This is a genomic window from Sphingopyxis sp. GW821-FHT10B01 (assembly GCF_059415685.1).
Genome location: NZ_JBWKNS010000005.1, coordinates 123,720 through 143,198, shown reverse-complemented (window position 1 = coordinate 143,198; position 19,479 = coordinate 123,720). Strand labels below are relative to the sequence as shown.

Annotated in this window: 17 protein-coding genes and 1 pseudogene; 8 read left to right on the top strand and 10 right to left on the bottom strand. The window is 62.1% G+C overall.

All coding sequences use genetic code 11. The features are described from left to right. Positions 1-2: 2 nt before the first annotated feature. Together AC07NV_RS16210 and AC07NV_RS16205 are read right to left on the bottom strand one after the other, a co-directional pair. Positions 3-950 (bottom strand): alpha/beta hydrolase, encoded by a 948-nt coding sequence (locus AC07NV_RS16210; RefSeq protein WP_495167414.1) that lies wholly within the window; start codon positions 948-950, stop codon positions 3-5. 177 nt (positions 951-1,127) lie between these two features. Further along, complete coding sequence (locus AC07NV_RS16205; protein WP_495167413.1) at positions 1,128-1,355, bottom strand: hypothetical protein; 228 nt, start codon at positions 1,353-1,355, stop codon at positions 1,128-1,130. 218 nt (positions 1,356-1,573) lie between these two features. Here AC07NV_RS16205 and AC07NV_RS16200 point away from each other — a divergent pair, with 218 nt between their 5' ends. After that, entirely contained in the window at positions 1,574-3,391 is a 1,818-nt protein-coding gene (locus AC07NV_RS16200; RefSeq protein ID WP_495167412.1) for a DUF885 domain-containing protein, read from the top strand. Between the two features lie 143 nt (positions 3,392-3,534). Here the strand turns inward: AC07NV_RS16200 and AC07NV_RS16195 are convergent, their stop codons facing one another. After that, positions 3,535-3,708, bottom strand: coding sequence for a DUF1328 domain-containing protein (locus AC07NV_RS16195; RefSeq protein ID WP_495167411.1), 174 nt, complete (start codon positions 3,706-3,708; stop codon positions 3,535-3,537). A 226-nt stretch (positions 3,709-3,934) separates the two neighbouring features. Between AC07NV_RS16195 and AC07NV_RS16190 the strand changes: the two are divergent. Then, positions 3,935-4,467 (top strand): annotated as a pseudogene (locus AC07NV_RS16190) (FKBP-type peptidyl-prolyl cis-trans isomerase). Positions 4,468-4,698: 231 nt separating this feature from the next. On the opposite strand, the gene AC07NV_RS16185 reads toward AC07NV_RS16190, so the two are convergent. From AC07NV_RS16185 to AC07NV_RS16170, 4 genes are all read right to left on the bottom strand, one after another. Next, positions 4,699-5,553, bottom strand: coding sequence for a DMT family transporter (locus AC07NV_RS16185; protein WP_495167410.1), 855 nt, complete (start codon positions 5,551-5,553; stop codon positions 4,699-4,701). Between the two features lie 357 nt (positions 5,554-5,910). Next, entirely contained in the window at positions 5,911-7,461 is a 1,551-nt protein-coding gene (locus AC07NV_RS16180; protein ID WP_495167409.1) for a putative bifunctional diguanylate cyclase/phosphodiesterase, read from the bottom strand. Positions 7,462-7,667: 206 nt separating this feature from the next. Further along, the gene (locus AC07NV_RS16175) at positions 7,668-7,808 is read right to left on the bottom strand and encodes a hypothetical protein (RefSeq protein ID WP_495167408.1); all 141 of its coding nucleotides are present in this window, start codon (positions 7,806-7,808) and stop codon (positions 7,668-7,670) included. A gap of 147 nt (positions 7,809-7,955) precedes the next feature. After that, positions 7,956-9,023, bottom strand: coding sequence for a citrate synthase/methylcitrate synthase (locus AC07NV_RS16170; RefSeq protein ID WP_495167407.1), 1,068 nt, complete (start codon positions 9,021-9,023; stop codon positions 7,956-7,958). A gap of 78 nt (positions 9,024-9,101) precedes the next feature. Between AC07NV_RS16170 and AC07NV_RS16165 the strand changes: the two genes are divergently transcribed. After that, entirely contained in the window at positions 9,102-10,244 is a 1,143-nt protein-coding gene (locus AC07NV_RS16165) for a citrate/2-methylcitrate synthase (protein WP_495167406.1), read from the top strand. Between the two features lie 158 nt (positions 10,245-10,402). On the opposite strand, the gene AC07NV_RS16160 is transcribed toward AC07NV_RS16165, so the two are convergent. The 3 genes from AC07NV_RS16160 to AC07NV_RS16150 all read right to left on the bottom strand — a co-directional run bounded on the left by AC07NV_RS16160 (position 10,403) and on the right by AC07NV_RS16150 (position 12,755). After that, positions 10,403-11,608, bottom strand: coding sequence for a hypothetical protein (locus AC07NV_RS16160; RefSeq protein ID WP_495167405.1), 1,206 nt, complete (start codon positions 11,606-11,608; stop codon positions 10,403-10,405). A 74-nt stretch (positions 11,609-11,682) separates the two neighbouring features. After that, a complete protein-coding gene (locus AC07NV_RS16155; protein ID WP_495167652.1) occupies positions 11,683-12,579 on the bottom strand; it encodes a DUF6615 family protein in 897 nt (298 codons plus the stop codon). Between the two features lie 20 nt (positions 12,580-12,599). Further along, positions 12,600-12,755, bottom strand: coding sequence for a hypothetical protein (locus AC07NV_RS16150; RefSeq protein WP_495167660.1), 156 nt, complete (start codon positions 12,753-12,755; stop codon positions 12,600-12,602). A 680-nt stretch (positions 12,756-13,435) separates the two neighbouring features. On the opposite strand from AC07NV_RS16150, the gene AC07NV_RS16145 reads away from it, so the two are divergent. From AC07NV_RS16145 to AC07NV_RS16125, 5 genes are read left to right on the top strand one after another with little or no spacing between them, the layout of a single operon-like run. Then, entirely contained in the window at positions 13,436-14,551 is a 1,116-nt protein-coding gene (locus tag AC07NV_RS16145) for a patatin-like phospholipase family protein (RefSeq protein ID WP_495167404.1), read from the top strand. A gap of 17 nt (positions 14,552-14,568) precedes the next feature. Then, positions 14,569-16,485 (top strand): hypothetical protein, encoded by a 1,917-nt coding sequence (locus AC07NV_RS16140; RefSeq protein ID WP_495167403.1) that lies wholly within the window; start codon positions 14,569-14,571, stop codon positions 16,483-16,485. A 3-nt stretch (positions 16,486-16,488) separates the two neighbouring features. After that, complete coding sequence (locus AC07NV_RS16135) at positions 16,489-18,189, top strand: MBL fold metallo-hydrolase (protein ID WP_495167402.1); 1,701 nt, start codon at positions 16,489-16,491, stop codon at positions 18,187-18,189. 25 nt (positions 18,190-18,214) lie between these two features. Beyond that, positions 18,215-18,913 carry a PEGA domain-containing protein gene (locus tag AC07NV_RS16130; RefSeq protein WP_495167401.1) on the top strand — a complete coding sequence of 233 codons (699 nt, stop codon included), beginning with the start codon at positions 18,215-18,217 and terminating at the stop codon, positions 18,911-18,913. 50 nt (positions 18,914-18,963) lie between these two features. Then, positions 18,964-19,476: a hypothetical protein gene (locus tag AC07NV_RS16125; protein WP_495167400.1), complete on the top strand. Its 513-nt coding sequence runs from the start codon at positions 18,964-18,966 to the stop codon at positions 19,474-19,476. Positions 19,477-19,479 lie beyond the last annotated feature (3 nt).

Below are 19,479 nucleotides of genomic sequence, written 5' to 3'. Positions count from 1 at the left end.
GTTCATTTGCCGGCAAGCGGCGCCGGGAGCAGATAGGTCAGCCCCTTGGTAAAACCGCGCGGCGCTACCGACACATGATCCTCGTCGTTCAGCACATCCTCGCGGATTTGCAGCCCTGGATAGCCGCGCCGTTTCAGCGTTTCGACCAGTGCATGGCTGTCACCGACCATATCCGTCGTCTTGTTGAAGCGGGGATCGGCGGCGCGCGCCGCCTCATATTCACCGGTATAGACATAGACTTTCGCCGGGAGGTCGCGATGCGCCGCGGCATAAGATTTTTCCACCGCGAAGATGTGCCGCTTGTCATACCACAGCGACGGACTGCCCAGAATATAGCCGCTGAACAACCCGGGTTCGGTGAACAGGATCTGCGCCCCCAGAAGAGCGCCGTAGGAATGGCCCAGAAAAAGCTTTTGCCGGGGATCGGTTCGATAGCGGCGCGTAACAAAAGGCAAAACATGATCGCGCAAATAGGCTTGATACACGGGCCCCTCGCCATGCACCGCGTCGGCTGGCGCGTCGCTGGTCCCTGCGGCGGTCGGTGTATAATCGCGCCGCCGGCTCCGTACCGGATCGTCGCCCTTGGCATAGGATAATCCGACGAGGATGAAATCCTGCACCTTTGGGCCTTCGACGTTCAATCGCCGCGCAATCTGTCGCACCACCGGAAAAGCATAGTCGGCGTCGGTGACGTAGAGCACCGGATAGGCGCGCTGCGGTTCCTTTGCATAGGATGGCGGCAGGCTGACAAAGACCTGATAGTCGCGGCGCGAAACCGGATCGGGCACGTCCCAAACCTCGCTGCCCAGCAGGGCATAGGGCCGTCCATGCCCATCCTGAGTAGCCTGCGCCGCGACTGCCGTGCCGTCGGCCTGTCCCGGCACTGCACCGCTGCATCCCCAAAGCAGCGCCACGCCGAACGCGACTGCTGCCCGATATCCCCTTGCCATCGTTACCGAATCTCCACCGCCCGTCCTGATGGCGAACTAGTCTGAAATCGGCGAAGGACTGGCAATGTCCCGAAGCGAACGAACGGCTCGGCCGTTCATGCCATGCGGCGGAGTGATGGATGGGGTGAACGAGGGCAGTTGGACACAATCCAACTGCCCTCGCGGGGAATGAGCGCTTTACGGGCTGACGGGGGAATCATCGTCCTTGTCGGCGATCAGGATAATCGCCCCGACGCCGACCAACAGGCCAACGAGACCGATGATCCAGCTCGAATTGCCTTCGAGTTCGCTTTGGCCGTCGACGACCGATGCCGCACGCGCGCCGCTCGCCGCCGAAGCCGCAACAGGCGCCGCGACCATCGACAGTGCCGCTAAAGATATCGCCGCTTTTTTGAGCATGTTCATTTCATTCTCCATCCGCTGGAATGTCTCCCTACCGAGCCGAGCAACGAACGAGGCGAGGCGATCGATCCGTGCCGACGGGGGCATTCGTCGCGAAAGTCGGACGGGTCAGCCGAGAGAGCCTGGACGGATTGAGCGAAAGTTTCGGGCGGCTCCAACATGTTGCGGCGGCCGAACGCCACCCCTACGCTCTGCCGGAACCGGACAGGAGAGAGATTCGCATGACCGACTACGCCCCCGATCGACGGGCTGTTTTGGCAGGGATCGGCGGCCTGGCCGTCGCAAGTGTCGCTGGTCCCGTTGCCGCGAAAGAAACCGCGGACGCCCGCCTCGACACGCTCCTCGCCGCGCAGTTCGAACAAGGGCTGCACGACGACCCGACCCGCGCGACGTCGCTCGGCATCGACACCGGCGCGCGCGCGGCGCTTCGGGCGCAATTTCCCGACTGGTCGCCCGCGGCGCGCGCCGAACGGACGCGCCGGATCGACAGCGATCTGGCCGCAGTGCGCGCAATCAAGGGCGAAACCCTCGGCGAACCGGCGCGTATCGCGCACGACAGCGCCGAATTCGACCTTGCGACCCGCCAGCGGCTCGCGCGCTTCACCTATCACACGGGCGGCTTCGGCCATCGCCCCGGCCCCTATGGCGTGACCCAGCTCGGCGGCTTTTACACCGGCGTCAGCACCTTTCTCGACAGCCAGCACCCGGTCGCGAACAAATCCGACGCCGACGCCTATATGGCGCGGCTCGAAGCCATCCCCGCGCTGCTCGACACCGATACGGAAATCGTCAAGACGAACGCCGCGATGGGCGTCGTCGCACCGCGCTTCATTCTCGATCAGGCGCTGCAACAGCTCGGGCGGCTGCAGGGCGGCGATGTCGCAGACAAGACGCTCGTCGCCTCGATCGCCAGGCGGAGCACGGCCCTCGGCCTGTCGGGCTATGGCGAGCGCGCGGCCAAAATCTTCGACGGCCCGATCCGCGCCGCTCTCGCGCGCCAGATCGAACTACTCACCGCGCTGCTGCCGCGTGCGGGCACCGACGCCGGCGTGACGCGCCTGCCCGATGGCGAGGCCTATTATGCCGCTACCCTCGCCCAGCATACGACGACCAACCTCGATGCGGCGGAGATTCACCGCATCGGCCGCGAGCAGGTCGCCGACCTCACGGCGCAGATGGACGTGCTGTTAAAGGCGCAAGGCTATACGAATGGCAGCATCCGCGACCGGCTGGGCGCGCTCGGCAAGGCGGACGGGCAACTCTTCGCCAACGACGACACCGGCCGCGCCGAGATGCTTGCCTATCTCAACGGCTTGCTCGTCACTATCCGCGGCAAGCTGCCACGGGTGTTCAGCCGCCTGCCCAAAGCGCCCTATGAAATCCGCCGCGTCCCGCCCGAGATCGAAATCGGGGCGCCCGGCGGCTCGGCGCAGGCAGGAACCCCCGACGGCTCGCGGCCCGGCATCTTCTTCATCAACCTGCGCGATACCGCCGAATGGCCGCGCTATACGCTGCCGACGCTGGCTTGGCACGAAGGGGCTCCGGGGCATTTGTTCGAAGGGGCGCTGAAGTTCGAAGACGCCGACCTGCCGCTCTATCGCCAGGCCGCGTCGGTCACCGCCTATGGCGAAGGCTGGGGCCTCTATGCCGAACAGGTCGCCGACGAGCTTGGCGTGTATGACGACGATCCGCTCGGCAAGATCGGCTATCTCGCTTCCTATGCGTTTCGCGCATCGCGGCTGGTCGTCGACACCGGCCTCCATGCCATGGGCTGGAACCGCGAACAGGCCATCGCCTATATGGTCGAGAATTCCTCGAACTCGCCGAGTGCCTCGCGCACCGAGATCGATCGCTACATCGTCTATCCGGGACAGGCCTGTGCGTACAAGGTCGGGCAGATCGCGATCAGCCGCGTGCGCGACGAGGTGTCGCGCCGGCCGGGCTACGATATCAAGCGCTTCCACGATGTCGTGCTGGGCGCCGGGCGCATCCCGCTCGCCGTGCTCGAACGCCGCGTCCGCGCGGCTTTTCCGGCCTAGAAACAGGTTAGCCCCGTCGCATTTCTGCGGCGGGGCTCCCCAGGTTCCGTCCGAAGACAGGAACCATATTCTACCGTCTCTTTCGATCGGATAGACAAATCAAACGCGGCGGGCCCGATATGGTTCCCGCCGCGCCGAATTTTTCAGGTAATTTTCTTCGCGGCCGCCGATCCAAGGATCAGGAACAGGACAACGAGCGCCAGGCCGACGAAGAACAGGATCTTCGCAGTGCCTGCCGCCGCACCCGCGACGCCGCCAAAACCGAGAACCGCAGCGACCAGCGCAATCACTGCAAAGATCAAAGCCCATTTGAACATCCGAAATCTCCTTTCGTGACCCAGAGCAGGACGCGCGACAGCGGCTTCGAAAGCCCTTCACAATGGGCCTTCGCAAGAATTTGCGGAATATGGTCGCGCTTCAAGTCTCTGATTATTGTGTACGAAGGCTAAACGGCGGTCGTCGACGAAAGTTCCTGTCGCCCGCTTGCATTCATCGAACGCCGGCGATCGATAAGCTATTGCGCATGACCTGCACGATGCGCTTATGCGCAAAGGAATCGAGGGAGTTTTCATGCGCATGTCTTCACTGAACCGGCTGCTCGCGGCGGCTGCATTTACCGTTTTCCTCCCGGCGGCCGTCAGCGCCCAGCAGCCAGTCGCTGCCCCTGCAGAAAGCACCACGGCTTACCTGAACAGGCAGATGGCGGCGCTCGCTGAGCGCAACGGCGCCGACGGCTGGCGCGTGACGCCGAGCGGATTGCGGTGGCGCCGAATTGCAGGCGATGGCAGCGGCCCCCACCCCGGCCCGGCCGACGGCGTGACCGTCCATTATGTCGGCACCTTTGCCGACGGCCGCGAGTTCGACAGCTCGGTGCGGCGCGGCGAACCGACGAGCTTTCCGCTCAATCGCGTGATCGCGGGCTGGCAGGAAGGTGTCGCGCTGATGGCGTCGGCGACAAGGTCGAATTCGCAATCCCCTGGCAGCTCGCCTACGGTCCCGACGGGACGGGCCCGATCCCGGGCGGGGCGACCTTGCTGTTCACCGTAGAGTTGCTGAGCGTCGAACCGGCTGGATGATTATCGGGGTCGGGTTGCCGCGTGGGCGGCGGCAAGCGCGCCCGGTTTCATCTTCGGGCGATGGGGTTTCCGCTAGCCGTCCGTTCGGGCTCTTCCCTGCACCGATGGCGCCCCCCTCCCCCCAACGCTGGAGCCGGCCGGTTTCGGATATCCGCCTTCGGACGGACGAGGTGAAAGCCCAAGGCTCAACCGATCGGGCGCCCCGCTCGGCGAGCGGAGCGCCCTCTGCGGTCAGACGCGCTTCTCGCGAAATACGACCAGTAGCCCGGCCACGACGAGAGCCAGTCCGGCAACGGCGTAGAGGGACATCGGGTTACCCAGAACGAACCAATCCATCGCCGCTGTTACGCCGGGCACCAGATAGAAGAGGCTCGTCACGTTCACGAGATTGCCTCGGGCGATAAGCCGGTAGAGCAGGAAGGTCGCGCCGACAGAAATGCCCAGCCCAAGCCACAAAACCGGCAGCACGAACCCCAGCTCCCACGATGCGTGGAGCGGTCCGAACGGGGCGATGGCGCCCGCGAAGGCCAATCCGACCACATATTGCATGGGAAGCACGACCCACGGTGCCTGGTCCTCGCCTTTCTGAACGATCGATCCGGCCGTGATTCCCACGAGAGACATGGCGGCAAAGAGCAAGCCCAGCGCGTCGAAGCGCATAGCGACCAGCCCATCCCATACCACGAGCACCAGTCCGGCCAGCGCACAGGCCAGTCCGAGCAGCCTTATCCTGCTAGCCCGCCTTTCGGTCAGCAAAAGCGTAGCGATCGGCTGCACCCCGAGAAGCGTGGCAAGCGCGCCGGGCGTGAGCCCGTTGTCGAGCGCGAGAAGATAGCAGGCGGAATAGAGACCCGCGATCGAAAGCCCGACGAGGGCGACACGTTTTCGGCTTCCCCGTGCGGGCAGGAGCGCACCGTTCCAGACAGCAAAGGCGGCCAAGGCCGCTAGAGCAACAACATAACGGCCAATCAGAAGAGCAAAGGGCGAACCATATTGAAGTCCGATTTTGGAGACGATCGCGCCGCTGCTCCACAGGAGCACGAACGCGGTTGTCGACACAAGTGCCGACGCATGACGATTGAACATGAAAAATCACCTGAAAATTGTGACGCCTGCGCGCACAGCGCAGGTTCGTTCGGCCGATGGATCAGCCGGCGTCGATTGCGACGGGCGGGGGCGGCGCCCCGGCAAGCCCGACCAAAGTCGTCACATCAGGTGGTGAAATGGAGAAAGACGCGGACGCCAGCGACCCTGCGAATTGGTGCTTGAAGATGGAGAGCGTCGGCATGACCCTCCATCTACAGGTTGGTCCCCGTCAGTTCAAGGTTCGAAGCCAAGCGCGCGAACGATAGCCATCTGCAAATTCGCCATTCCCGTCACGACCTTGCTGCTTACGCGTAACGATTGCCCGAGCGACCGGCGGATGCATGACGCCATATCCGTTCAGGCGCCCGGCGGATCACCCATGTCCCGGCGAACCACCGCGAGCGCCTGTGCGGCCGTGAGCGGCCCACCATAGAGAGCGCCTTGCGTGAGCTGGCAGCCTTGCTCCGCGAGCGCCGCTTCCTGCGCCGCCGTCTGGACGCCGTCGGCGCGCACGGACAGTTCGAACCCCTGGCCTACCGCCACCAAAGCCCGGACCATCGCCGCCGCCTTGCTGTCCTCGACCATGGCCGCGATAAAACTCGGGTCGATCTTGACCCCGTCGAGTTGCAGCTTCTGCAAATTCTGGATGTTCGAATACCCCGTCCCGAAATGATCGGCGACGACGGCGACGCCGGCTTCGCGCAACGGGCCGATCAAGGCATGTGCTGCGGCCGTATCGCGTACCAGCGCGCCCTCGTCTATCTCGAGTTCGAGCCGTGCCGGCGACAGCGCCGAACTGGCGATCACCGACAGGACGCGCGAGGCCAGGCCGGCGTCGTGAATCAGCGCTCCGGGGAGGTTGAACGCGAGCCGCACCGTAGCGGGCCACTGGACCGCCTCGGCGCAGGCGCGCGCGAGCAACCGCTCTATCAGTTTGGCAAGGACGCCCGCATCGTCCGCGACTTGAACGAACCGCTCGGGCGCAAGATCGCCGAACTCGGCATTTGACCACAGGAACCGTGCCTCGAAGCGCGCAACCAACCCGCCACCGACGCGTGCGGCGGGCTGGAAAAAGAGCTGGAAGGCTTCGCCGTCCATGTCAACGAGCAGCGCCTTCTCAAGCCGGTCGCGCTCGAGAAGGCGCGCATCCATCGCTTCCTCGAAAAAATGCAACCCCGACTTCTTCTCGGCCTTCGCACGATAGAGCGCGACATCGGCCTTGCGCAGCAGTTCCTCGGCAGTCACGCCGTCTTCCGGTGCCAGCGCGATACCGATCGCCGCGCCCACCTGATGCCGGAATCCGCCTATAGCGACCGGATCCGCAAGGCCCTCCAATATCCTGAGGCCGATTGATGCGGCGCCGTCGGCACCTGCAACATTGCGCGCCAGAATCACGAACTCGTCGCCGCCAAGGCGTGCGACCAGATCGCCCTCGCGGGCCGCACGCAACAGGCGCAGCCCGACATGGATCAGGACCTGATCGCCCACCGGATGGCCGTGCACGTCGTTGATCTTCTTGAAGCTGTTGAGGTCCAGAAGCAGGACGGCGTGCGCTTCGGGCGCCACCGGCGCGGATTCGAGAGCCGCCTTCAACGCCTGGTCGAACTGGCGCCGGTTCGGCAGTCCGGTAAGCGGATCGTGCAAGGCGAGCTGAAGCACTTCGCTTTCCGCAGCGAGGCGCGCTCGATTCTCGCGCTTATGCTCGCTGGCACGGCGCCAAGTATAGAAGAGCGCGCCCGAAACGAAGAGTGTCGCGAGGATCAAAAGCTCGTCGAGCTCGATCGTTTGCTCGTGCTGGCTCACATGCCCCTGATGCAGGATGATATCGACTTCGAAAGCAAAAAGGCCGACCGCAAACAGCGCCACAAGAATGAAGCCCGCGTCGAATATCTTGACCTTGTGGCGCATGAAGCCGGTCCTTAATTTGCCGAGTGAGAGAGGTCCGGGCATAGTCCTATATTCGTACGGGCGTCAGGTTAAGCGCGCGTTGCACCCGACCCACCAGAATCCTGTGCCGCACGGGAGAAGGAAGGATAGACAGCTTCTCGGGCCGGGTTGGCTTTCGATCTGCAATTCCGGATCAAGACCACACGGCGTCATGGTCACATCTCGTATCAGGCGCCATCGATCGAACGCCCCGCCGAAGGCTCGATGACCGTTGCGGCGGTGATGAAGAGCATAATGCAGGCCTCACCGCCCTTCCCGATCGCCGCGTCAATGACGGAGGGCTGATCGCCAGTTGAGCGGCGCGCCAAGCCGCCGCTCCCTAGCGGTCACAGGACACCTCTCGACCAAAAACAGGCCGTTTGCGGTCTGACTGTTTTTGGAGCGGAAGGTTCGAAACGCGGGCGCCGCAGCATATCCCGTCTTGGCTGTGCCTGGCATAGGGCGACGCGCAACCTTCAGGCGGCATTCTTCGCCAAAGGCTCTACATAGCGAGACGCCGGCCGGATCAGCCGACCGGTCAGCGCCTGTTCGCGAGCATGCGCCAGCCAGCCCGCGACGCGGCCCATGGCGAAGACTCCGGTGAATACATCCTTTGGAAATCCCACCGCGTCCAACAGCAATGCCGTATAGAATTCGACATTGGTTTCGAGCACCCGATCGGGTTTGCGACGATGGAGCGCTTCGAGCGCAACCTGCTCGACACCTTCCGCAAAACGCAACCGCGCATCGACATCTCCGAATGACCGGAGCGCGGCCTTGAGCGCGTCGGCGCGGGGATCGCGCGTGCGATAGATGCGGTGTCCGAATCCCATCAGCCGCTCGCCTTCATCCAGCGCACGCTCGATCCAGCCAGCGCTGTCCCCCTCCTCCGCGATCGCATCGAGCATGTCGATGACGGGACCGGGGGCGCCGCCATGAAGCGGGCCCTTGAGCGCGCCCAGCCCCGCGAGGACAGAGGAGGTCAGCCCCGCCTGCGTGGAGGCGACCACGCGCGCCGCGAAGGTCGAGGCATTGAGACCATGATCGCTCACGGTGACGAGATAGGTATCGAGCGCCTCCGCGCCGTCCGATCGGCCCAGCATATGGATCACGTCCGCGGCGTGACCGGCATTGGTCGACGGCTCGATTGGCTCATCGCCCGCCTGCAAACGGATCAGCGCGGGAAGAAGCACCGCCGGGGCCGCGAGCAGGCGCAACGCATCGCGCAGCGCCGTGCCGTCGGGCAGCATGGCCATCGCCGTGCGCATGCCGTCATAGACGGGCAGTTTCGACATCGGTCGGAGCAAAGCCCGCGTCTTCTCGAACACGTCGACGCGCGCGGCGCCCAGCCTTGCCGAAAATTCCGCTGCATCGGGCAAATCGGCGAAGAAGCCGGTAAACAGCAAGTGCGCGGTCTGTTCGAAGGTCCAGCGCCCGGCCAATGCGACAAGCGGATATCCGCGGATGATCAACTGTCCTTCGGCGCCGCGCACATCCGACAGGATCGTTTCGGCCGCCACGACATCTTCAAGACCATTATTCATTTTCTTCGCTCCTTGACTGGCGAGAAGCGAAATGATCCGTTCGGCAAAGCGAATCAATCTTGATCAAGTGAATCAATCATGCGCGAATGGATGACCCGGGAGGAGGTGCTGGCGAAGCTCAACGTCCGGCCCCAGACACTTTATGCCTATGTCAGCCGCGGCCAGATCGAGCGGCGCGCCGATCCCGCCGACCCGCGGCGCAGTCTCTATCGGGGCGACGATATTCTGGCGCTGGCCGACCGGCGCGCACGCGGGCGCCGCCAAACATCCGTCGCGGCGAGCACATTGGCATGGGGCGAGCCGGTCATCCCCACGGCCATTGCGACGGTCCATCACGGGGAATTGATCTATCGCGGCGAGGCCGCGACCGCCCTCGCTGCACATATGGGACTGGAGGAGGTCGCCGCGCTGCTTTGGGAGCAGCCGGATGTCGTTGCCTTTCCACAGCTCGCCGCGGGCGACGATCCGTTTCGGACTCTCGCCGCACTGACTGGAAAGGCGCGGTCGCTGATCGGCAGACCGGCTACGAAGCTGGTGAGCGAGGGCGCGATGTGCGTCGCAGCGATGGCGTCGGCTTTCGGTGCCGTCGGGACGGGGCCGATCCATCGCCGCCTTTCGGCGGCATGGGCCCTCGACACCGAAGGCGAGGAGCTGGTCCGGCAGGCACTGGTGCTGCTCGCCGACCATGAACTCAATCCGTCGACGTTTGCGGTACGCATCGCGGCCTCGACGGGCGCGGGAATGCCCGCCTGCATCCTTGCCGGGCTGGCCACGCTCTCGGGCCCCAAACATGGCGGGGCTGGCGCAGCACTGGAATCTTTTCTCGTCGAGGCGATCAATACCGGCGCCGACGCCGCAATAGAACGCTGGCTTGCGGCCGGGCATGGACTGCCCGGATTTGGCCACCCGCTCTATCCCTATGGCGATCCCCGAGCGCGCACCTTGCTCGCCCGCATCCATCCGGACGGAGAACTCGCAGCGTTGCAGGATGCGGTCATGAATATGCTGGAGCTACAGCCCAACATCGATTTTGCGCTCCTCGCGATCGCGCGCCGATACGCCTTGCCGCCGCGATCGGGTTTCGGCCTGTTCGCCATCGCCCGAACGGTCGGCTGGGTGGCGCATGCCCTGGAACAGGTGTCGACCGGCGCGACCATCCGTCCCCGCGCCCGATACCAAGGGCGAAGTCAAACCCCGCCCTTGCCGGGACCTCCGACATAGATTTTGTCGATAGCCGGCTGCCGCATGAGCGAGCCAGCTCTTGCAAGATGGCTTCATAGACCGCCTGCGCGGGTTCGCGACCAGATTCGATCCCGAAGAAGTTCCTACGCCAGCCCCTGCCCCCTTGCCGGGGAGAATGGGTCAGGCTTCCTCTCCCGTCAAACCTCATAATAGAGTGCATCGACAAGGGCTGCGCGGCAATCCCAGGCTTCTGCATCTGCGCCGATCGGGCGTTTGGCATTATACCAGGTCGCCAGACGAATGGGTTCGATGACACGCTCCCAATAGTTTTCGAGACTCAATGTCGAGGGTGAAAAACAAAGTGCCTTCGCCAGATTGGCCTTGTTGCCGTCGTTCACACATATGAAGACATCGGGGCGCTTCATCGCCAAAAGCCTTGTTGCAGTCGGGTATCGCCCGGTCCTTGCCGAGCCGGCAAATGCGGCTGTGAAGAGATCGCAGAACATCTCATAATCTGCCTTGGTCACCGGGCCCCGGCGCGGAATGGCATCAATGGCCTCCGCAATGCCCCTGTCCCGGTTCGCTATCAATTTGGTGAACGACCCCGAGCCCTGCATGGAGCCGAACCAACCGATCTGATATTTTTCCAGGCCAGAATCGGCGACGGCATCGGGATGGACAATGCCAGCCACGGCCTTCCACTCCGATACCGACAACTCACCGAACGTCTCCGTTCTCGCGAAGAGCGACTGGAGGTAGCGCAGAAACTTCATTCGGGTTTGAAAATGATGGTTCGGATCCTGTCGCGCCTCACGGATGAATGCAGGCCAGCTCATCTTGAGCAGATCGGAATCGATGCGCCGGAACGCTTTGGGTTCTGACGGCAACACTGGCGCTGGCGGCCGAGGCCGATTGGCCGCTATCTCCGCCTGGCGCCGATAGGCTTTCGCCAGCTGTTTGGTCACGGGCTGGCGATGCGCATCATAGGATTTGAAGGTTGCAAGCAGGCTTTCGATCACGGGCTCGCTGGCATCGCAGCGAAGATGGAGACAGGCTTCGACATTCGACCCAAGCCCGCCATTGGTAAAATTTGCGCTGCCGACAATCGCCTCGGCCTTTTCGCCGGTCACAAAGAGAAACGCCTTGGGATGGAAACATGCTCCCGGCTTCTTGAAAACATAGGCATTGGGCACCTTGCGGATTGAATCCACGAAGTCGGGATCGGTGGCACAGAAATCCAGGCCGACGGTCACCGATCGGAACTTGCTTTTGTGCTCGATCAACCGGTCGGCGACGGGACCCGAATCGGCCCATGCCACCGCCATATAGATCTCGTCATGTTTCGTTATGAGGCGAAGCAAGGTCTTGCGCAGCGAACTCGCATCCAGAAGCGAAACTTTCATATCCTCTCCCCATTTCATTCTCGGCAACTCCCTATCTTTGCCAGGACAAGAGCAGCAAATGCCATGAAGCGCCGTCACCAGGGACGGACATCGGGCGGCGTTTCAGGCCCGCGATCGTCGAACGGAACGTCGCGGACGTCGATCTCGATGAGCCTGCTGATCCCTCGTTTATGGAATATGTCTTCGGATATCTCGGGCCGAACGGCGTCGCCCCGCCGCTCGAAGATGCCGGCGCGGCCCGGCATTTCGATATCGAAATTGTTCAATTCGTCGATCGTCGGGAATATGTCGCCGAGGGCGGAATCCGCTTCCCCCGTTTCCGGAACCGGAAACTGAAGAATGCCTTCAGCGTTCAGGAATTGCGTCGTCGTCTCATCCTCGACAATTCCGACCTCCGAGAGCCGGCGAAAGCGGCGCCGGTCGGCCAGATAATGCCAGGGCACGCAATCCGCCTCGATGGCGGCCAGAGACTTTGGATTTTTGGCCCTCACCTTGTGCGCACTGGCCAGCAGGCAACCGAACTCGAACGGACTCGTGATGCCGTGGTGCTGATTGCTGACCTTCCATTTTTGGCGCTGCTGCTCCGACGAATAAAGACAGTAGACCGGCATGAGCTGATGCATTTTCGCATCCTCGATCAGCAAATCGATCTGCTCCTTGCCCGACGATTTGACGATGTGCCGGATCTTCAGGACATTGTCCTGCTGCAGCCGTTTCGCCTGAACCCGCATCCCGAAGGATCTGGCGCGCCCGATAATATGCCATTCCCAATCCGCGCCATTCTTGGCTTCCAACGGCTTGCCGAATGTCTTGAGCTGGATCATCGCCGGGTGCCGGCGCCGCAGCTCGAGAAGATTGGTCTCGGTGATCGTCTCCTCGCCATAGCTGACATCGACATCCTTCCGGTGCGCGAAGGCAAGATTCTCCGAGGTCGCGTGCGCAAGTTCGAGGAGCGAATTCAGTAATGCCATGTGCATGGGGCGCGTGTTTCTCAAAAAGAAATGATGTTGCGGCGGTAGAGGTCGATGATCTCGTCCCGATCTTCCAACTCGGCATCGGGATCGTCGATCGCGAGGGCGTCCCTCACGAAGTTGCGCGTCACTCGCGGATCGAGATCGCTCTGCCAACACCAAAATATCATATTCATGATCCCCCTCCGCAGGCGCAGCCTAGCGCGGCCCACTATCGCCACAATCGCGGATTGTACCGCTCTCGAACATATACTTCTCGCTTGGAGCGTTAACGAAGGCTGCGAGATCGGGCCAAAAGCAATCCCTGTTTTTCAATAATATAGAGGTTTGCATTTCCTGGCGGTGACATCGAATACAAGACGAAAAGGCTATGGCCGCAGCGGGTCTGCACTACACCTGATTCCAAGTCCAACACATCAATCGAACCGAGACAAACAATAATACCCAAATTGAGCCTATCTCCATTATTTTGTTGCACCAAGACCGGCAATCATAGTTAATATCGTCTCGATCAACCAAATTACTTCGCAGGAACGAACCGATACGGACTTGGAATTTGCTGCCACACCGGCGGCAGAAGCACCGGCTCGTGATCGCTCCGTTCGATGTCGGCGATTGGGGGGGGCAGCAGTGCAATCTTGCATCCCTATGGGCGAAACGCATCCGCCGATGGCGCCGGGATCTGGCGGAAGACCCGGGGCGCCGGCGGCTGGCCGACCGTCCCGAGCCGGATACGCTATCGGCACGAACGCAATGCGGTCCATTTCCGCCGATCGCTTGCCGGACATAGTTTTTCGCCGCGCAAGCCGGGGTGCGGGCTTCCTGTTTCACCACGCGACCAGGCAAGGACAATCCGATGCAGGAAATCCCCCTTACCGATTTCGCTTCTGAGGATGCGCCGCCCGAAGGCGGGGTTGGCCTCTGCCTTTCCGGAGGCGGCTATCGCGCGATGCTTTTCCACGTGGGTGCGCTGTGGCGCTTGACCGACATGAATCTGTTGAAGTCGCTGACACGAATATCGAGCGTGTCGGGCGGGTCGATCACCGCCGCGGCTCTCGCGCTTTCATGGGATGCGCTCTCGGACGGCGACATACAGATGTTCAAGGCCAGGATCGTCGATCCGCTCCGCAAGCTTGCATCGAAAACCATCGACCGCCCTTCGATCATCTCGGGTGCCTTCCTCCCGGGAACCGTGGGGAATTATGTAGCGAAAGCCTATGCGGACCATTTGTTCGACGAAAGAACACTTCAGGCTTTTCCGGACGAGCCGCGGTTCATCATCAATGCCACGAACCTCGAGACCGGTTCGCTTTTTCGCTTTTCCAAAAAGCATGCCAGCGACTGGCGCCTCGGGCAGATTGCGGCGCCCGATATCCGGATCGCCGACGCAGTAGCCGCATCATCGGCCTTCCCACCCATTTTGTCGCCCTTCCTCCTCGCGGTCGAACCCGGAAGTTTTGCAGGGGGCACCGGCATCGACGAGGATTTCCTGACCGATATCGCGCTGACCGATGGCGGCGTATATGACAATCTCGGGATCGAGACGGTGTGGAAACGCTGCGCGACCGTTCTGGTCTCCGATGGCGGCGGCAAACTCGCCGACGACAGCGAACCGCCGTCCGACTGGGCCCGCCAGTCAAAGCGCGTACTCGACGTCATCGACCATCAGGTCCGAAATTTGCGCAAGCGGCAGATCGTCCATTCGCTCGAACAACGGCAGCGCCAAGGCGCTTATTGGGGCATTCGCACCGATATCGCCGATTATGGTCTCAGCGACGCCCTTCCCTGCCCGTTCGCGAAAACGATTGCGATCGCCGACGAACCGACGCGGCTCAAGCGTATGTCCGCGGAACGGCAAGAGCAGATCATCAACTGGGGCTATGCCGTCACCGACGCCGCCTTGCGGAGATATCATGTTCCAGGACGGCCGGCACCGGAGGGATTTCCCTATCCGGGCACAGCTTTGGGGTGATCGAAAAGGGGGGAAATATGTGGCAGGAATATCCCGATCCCGTGGTGCGGCGCCTGCGCGTCTATGCCTTCGATCCCCAGAGTTCGACACGGATCGCCTCGGCAGGCTTCAACGTCGCCACCATCGAGCTTCCCTGGGAGCAATGGCATGAGGAGGAGCTGCGGCCCGGCCCGATCAACGAATATCTCGAGATCATCGACGTCGACCCGGTCAGCGGGCAATTTTACGAGCCGGTAAATCTCGATCATCCGGCAATTCTCGCGCGCGATGGTCTTGATCCGTCGGAAGGGGATCCCCGCTTTCATCAGCAAATGGTGTTTGCCGTCGCGATGAAGACAATTCGCAGTTTCGAACGCGCATTGGGCCGGCGCCTATTCTGGTCGCCCAAATGGGACAATAAAAGACTACGTTACACGCCGGTCAAAAAGCTGCGCGTTTATCCGCACGGCCTCCGCGAGGCGAACGCCTATTACAGCCGCGACAAGAAGGCGCTGCTCTTCGGATATTTCCCGTCGACCAAACATGAATCGTCGGCAAATTGGGTCTTCACCGCGCTCTCGCACGACATCATTGCCCATGAGACGACGCACGCGATCCTCGACGGGCTGCACAGGCGATATGCCGAAGCGACGAGCATCGATAGCCTCGCGTTCCACGAGGCCTTCTCCGACATCGTCGCGCTGCTGTCGCACTTCACTCTCGGCGATGCCCTCAAGGCGCATATCCAGAATGAAGGTGGCAATCTCGAAGAACGCGGGCTGATGACGGGCCTCGCCCAGCAGTTCGGACACGCCCGCGGGAACAAAGGCCCTTTGCGCGAGGCGATCGACAACCGGCTTGGCGAGCAGGATGTCGACACGACGCTCCTCGCATCGGCGACCAAACCCCATGACCGGGGGGCGATCCTTGTGGCAGCGATATTCGACGCCTTTCTGACCATCTACAAGCAGCGCACCGCCGATCTGATGCGCATGGCCAATGTCAGCCTCAGCCCGAAGGAAAGGCGCGAACTCCATCCCGATCTCGCCGCGCGGCTCGCGCGCGAAGCGTCCAAATCGGCGGATCATGTGCTGCGCATGTGCATGCGGGCCCTCGATTATCTCCCGCCGGTCGACGTCCGGTTCGGCGAATTTCTGCGGGCCATCATCACCGCCGATACCGATCTCATCCCCAATGACCCCTACCGGTACCGGCTCGCCGTCATCGAGGCATTCCGCCGCCGCGGCATATTGCCCGAGGGCACATTGTCGCTCGCGCCCGACAGCCTGTGCTGGGAGCGGCCCGAGACCGATCTCGGGCTCGATGCGAAATTCCCGAAACTCGAGCTCGAATGGGCTCCCGACCGGTCGCTCGCCCAGCAAATGGCCGAACGGAACCGTGCCCTGGTGCATGACTGGCTCATCGAAGACGAAGGCGAGGAATATGATCTTGCCTGGCAGCAGGCGTGCGGCGTCATCTTCCGCGAAAATCTCATTCCAAAGGAATGGAAGAGCCGGCTGCAGAGCATTCTCGTCTGGCCTGGAAAAGGAAGCAAGCCGGCCTCGCAAAGCGCGAGGATCGAGGTGCATTCGGTCCGCACCACGCGTCGAACGGGCCCCGACGGGCAAGAACTTTATCAGCTGGTGGTCGAGGTTACGCAGCGGCGCCGGGGCTTTTTGAGCGCCGAGCGGCAGCGCCGATCCGAGAAGGGGCAAAAGGCGCCCGAACGAGAGGATTTCCTGTTCCGAGGCGGTGCCACGCTCATCTTCGACCTCAAGAGCCGAAAGCTGCGCTACGCCATTCGCAAATCGATCGCCAACGATGCCCGCCTCGACGAACAGCGCCTGTTTCTCGAAGCCAACCCGGCCTTCCGCGTGCGCTCGCACTATGACGATGATGCCCTGGGGGCGGTGGCGATGGACGAGCCCTTCGCCTTTGCCCATCGAGGATATTGAACCATGGCCAGCCAGGAAAATTCGATCGGCGAGGTTACTGTCCGCATGTATCGCGGAATATTGGGCGATTGCTTCCTCGTTCGCGTCGCGAGCGGTGGTGGCAGCTGGAAGACCATGCTCATCGACTGCGGCGTGCTGCAGAATGTGCAGGACGGAAAAATAGCGGTAACCACGCTGCCGAAACCCGTCGTCAAGGCCGTCGGCCGAAGCAAAATCGAAGCCATCGAGGCCGGCAAGGATCGCATCCGCAAAATAGCCGAGGATATCGCGACCACCTTGCGCGAGCCGGACGGCAAGATCCGGATCGACATACTCGTGGTGACACACGAGCATTATGACCATATCTCGGGCTTCGCGCTTGCCCGCGACATATGGGAAGATCCCAAGCTCGAAATCGGCCAGTTATGGATGGCCTGGACCGAGAATGAACGCGACGAGGACGCCATTGCGCTGCGCGCGCATCTCGGATCCGCGAAACATGGGGTCGTCAGGGCGGCGATGGCCGCACAAGTGCTCGGAGCGGCCGGGAAAAGCGACGAACTGGACGCGCTGACTTCGTTGGCCGATTTCATCGGTCCGCTGAACGTCGACGGGATGGCGCTGTCCGATCCTGGCGACCTGGGGGAGATACCGCCGACGATCGAAACGCTCCGCGTCAATGCGCTGGCGCTCGAGGAGGCCCGCGAGAAGCGCACGCGCATGACAACCGCCGACACCATGGCCATGCTCAAGACCAAGGCCGGGGCCGACCGCATCTTTTATTGGGAGCCGGGCGACATCATCGAGCCCTCTTCGGACTTCGGTTTGAAAAGCTATGTTCTCGGCCCGCCGCGCAATGTGGAGCGTATAAAGAACGACACGCCTTCCGCAGGCGAAAAAAGCGAGGTCTATCTGACCGAACGCGACCAGGTCATGGCGGTCGAGGCGACCGCGCTCCGCATGCTTGAGCGCGCAGGGAGCAATTTCGGGATCGCCTCCGCGTCGAGCGAGGTGGCGGCCGCATCGGCACATCCCTTCGCCCGGCCCCACTCGCGCGCCTATGTCTATGGACAATGGGATGCGGCTAAAGACGGAAAGACCGAGACGCCCGAACGGGCACGGATCCGAAAACTCTACGAGACCGACGGCGCGCCGCGGATCGACGCCGAATGGCTGTCGGGTGCCGAAGCGCTGGCCCTGAAACTTGATTCCGACACCAACAATACGAGCCTGGTGCTCGCCTTCGAACTTCCGAACGCGCATCGCTCGATCCTCCTTTTCCCGGGCGATGCGCAGGTCGGCAACTGGCTGTCATGGGGCGATCAGAAATATCCGCGCGCGGACGATGGACCACCGCAGCAATCGGTCGACGAGCTTCTCGCCCGGGTCATTTTCTACAAGGTCGGGCATCATGCGAGTCACAATGCGACCGCCAAAGCGCGGGGGCTCGAGTTGATGACGCATGGCAATATCGTGGCCGCGATCCCGCTGGTCGAGGCCGTCGCGCAGATACAGGGACCGGGCAAGAAGACACCGGGCCGCGGCTGGAAGATGCCTTATGACCATCTCCACGAGCGGCTCGCGGAAAAGACCGATGGCCGGATCGTCCAGGGCGACGGCGACCCCGGCCATGAAACTGATGCATTCCGGGCAAGACCGGACAGTCCGGATATCGATTATGCCCCCGACAATCTGTGGGTGGAGTTGACATTTCGCGCCGACTGATGCGGCTAAAAAATGGGGGAAGATCATGGCCGTTCGCACAATTGCCCTTCTGCTCGCGCTAGGCGCGGGATGCACTTCGCCGCAGGCGGAAGAAACGCCCGCTTCGAACGGTGTCGTCGAGATCATATCCAAAGGCGATACTGCGGGGCATATCCTGCTCGACGGCGAGTTTGCCGGCTTTACCCCCGCGACGGTCCAGCTAAATCCGTCGGTCGACAATGTCCGTGTCGAATATGGAATGTGGGGCGAAGAAAGCTTTTATACGCTCCATCTCGTGCATCGGAACAACGGCCCGGCGATCGCCCGCGCAGAGGTGGAATTTCCGTCCGAATCCTGCCTGGTCCGGCACCCCGGCGAACGAGAGGCGGCGACGCGCTGGGCCAGCGAGACCCAGCAGAAAGGCGGCCTTCCCACCGAACTGCGATTGCCGGGATATGCCAGTATCGTGAAGCGCTGCCCGCAAAGCCCATGGTTCGGCGAGTCACGCTATTATGATCTGCAGATAAACAGCGCGCCGTCCGGTGCGGAGGTACGCGTGGAAGGAAAACCCGTCGGAAAAACGCCGCTCCAGCTCAAGATCAAGCATGACTTCGCGCAGAACCGGATGAACCAGCTTCGGATCGCCGCATCGCTGAACGGCTATCTCACCGCCTCCAAAGTCTATGTAGCGCGAGGCGAGACGACAAAGGATGCGGTCAATCTGACGCTCAAGCCCGCGAGGTGAATAGCCAAAAAGACATCCGTCATTTCAATATATGAAACGGACAGGATCCCATGAAGACGTCGATAATCGCCGCTTTGATATTGAGCTCGCTCTTGATCATGACCGTCGTTCTGACGGTCGACAGGCTCTATATCACCGGACCCGATATGGCACCGGCGCTTGGCGGAAAGCTCAATCAGGCCCAGATGAAATCGATCGACCTGATCGTCGATCTGACCAAGATCGTGATGGCGGCGTCGCTGGGGGTCATCGGTTTCATCAGCTATTATATCAAGGGCGAGATGCTGGGCGCAGAGCGCAAGCAGACCCAGATATCGATGATCTTCCTGTCGACATGCTTCGGTATGGCCTCGATATATTTTGGCCACAGGGTTATCAGCACGATCGTCGAAATGCTCGCGAACGACTATTTCGCATTGACCGGCTTCTCGGTGGCAAGGGCGGTTTCCATACAATATATCTTCTTCTGCACCTCGGTTCTCTGCGCGATCATCTTCATCGTCCTTCGTCATGCGGGAGTGATCGCCGCCGACCGACCGCCGCAAGACGCCGCGAGGGAATGAAAC

What these genes read in the sequence shown, in the direction of transcription:
- AC07NV_RS16210 (WP_495167414.1), bottom strand. Translation starts at nt 950, where the DNA reads ATGGCAAGGGGATATCGGGCAGCAGTCGCGTTCGGCGTGGCGCTGCTT.
- AC07NV_RS16205 (WP_495167413.1), bottom strand. Translation starts at nt 1,355, where the DNA reads ATGAACATGCTCAAAAAAGCGGCGATATCTTTAGCGGCACTGTCGATG.
- AC07NV_RS16200 (WP_495167412.1), top strand. Translation starts at nt 1,574, where the DNA reads ATGACCGACTACGCCCCCGATCGACGGGCTGTTTTGGCAGGGATCGGC.
- AC07NV_RS16195 (WP_495167411.1), bottom strand. Translation starts at nt 3,708, where the DNA reads ATGTTCAAATGGGCTTTGATCTTTGCAGTGATTGCGCTGGTCGCTGCG.
- AC07NV_RS16185 (WP_495167410.1), bottom strand. Translation starts at nt 5,553, where the DNA reads ATGTTCAATCGTCATGCGTCGGCACTTGTGTCGACAACCGCGTTCGTG.
- AC07NV_RS16180 (WP_495167409.1), bottom strand. Translation starts at nt 7,461, where the DNA reads ATGCGCCACAAGGTCAAGATATTCGACGCGGGCTTCATTCTTGTGGCG.
- AC07NV_RS16170 (WP_495167407.1), bottom strand. Translation starts at nt 9,023, where the DNA reads ATGAATAATGGTCTTGAAGATGTCGTGGCGGCCGAAACGATCCTGTCG.
- AC07NV_RS16165 (WP_495167406.1), top strand. Translation starts at nt 9,102, where the DNA reads ATGCGCGAATGGATGACCCGGGAGGAGGTGCTGGCGAAGCTCAACGTC.
- AC07NV_RS16160 (WP_495167405.1), bottom strand. Translation starts at nt 11,608, where the DNA reads ATGAAAGTTTCGCTTCTGGATGCGAGTTCGCTGCGCAAGACCTTGCTT.
- AC07NV_RS16155 (WP_495167652.1), bottom strand. Translation starts at nt 12,579, where the DNA reads ATGGCATTACTGAATTCGCTCCTCGAACTTGCGCACGCGACCTCGGAG.
- AC07NV_RS16150 (WP_495167660.1), bottom strand. Translation starts at nt 12,755, where the DNA reads ATGAATATGATATTTTGGTGTTGGCAGAGCGATCTCGATCCGCGAGTG.
- AC07NV_RS16145 (WP_495167404.1), top strand. Translation starts at nt 13,436, where the DNA reads ATGCAGGAAATCCCCCTTACCGATTTCGCTTCTGAGGATGCGCCGCCC.
- AC07NV_RS16140 (WP_495167403.1), top strand. Translation starts at nt 14,569, where the DNA reads ATGTGGCAGGAATATCCCGATCCCGTGGTGCGGCGCCTGCGCGTCTAT.
- AC07NV_RS16135 (WP_495167402.1), top strand. Translation starts at nt 16,489, where the DNA reads ATGGCCAGCCAGGAAAATTCGATCGGCGAGGTTACTGTCCGCATGTAT.
- AC07NV_RS16130 (WP_495167401.1), top strand. Translation starts at nt 18,215, where the DNA reads ATGGCCGTTCGCACAATTGCCCTTCTGCTCGCGCTAGGCGCGGGATGC.
- AC07NV_RS16125 (WP_495167400.1), top strand. Translation starts at nt 18,964, where the DNA reads ATGAAGACGTCGATAATCGCCGCTTTGATATTGAGCTCGCTCTTGATC.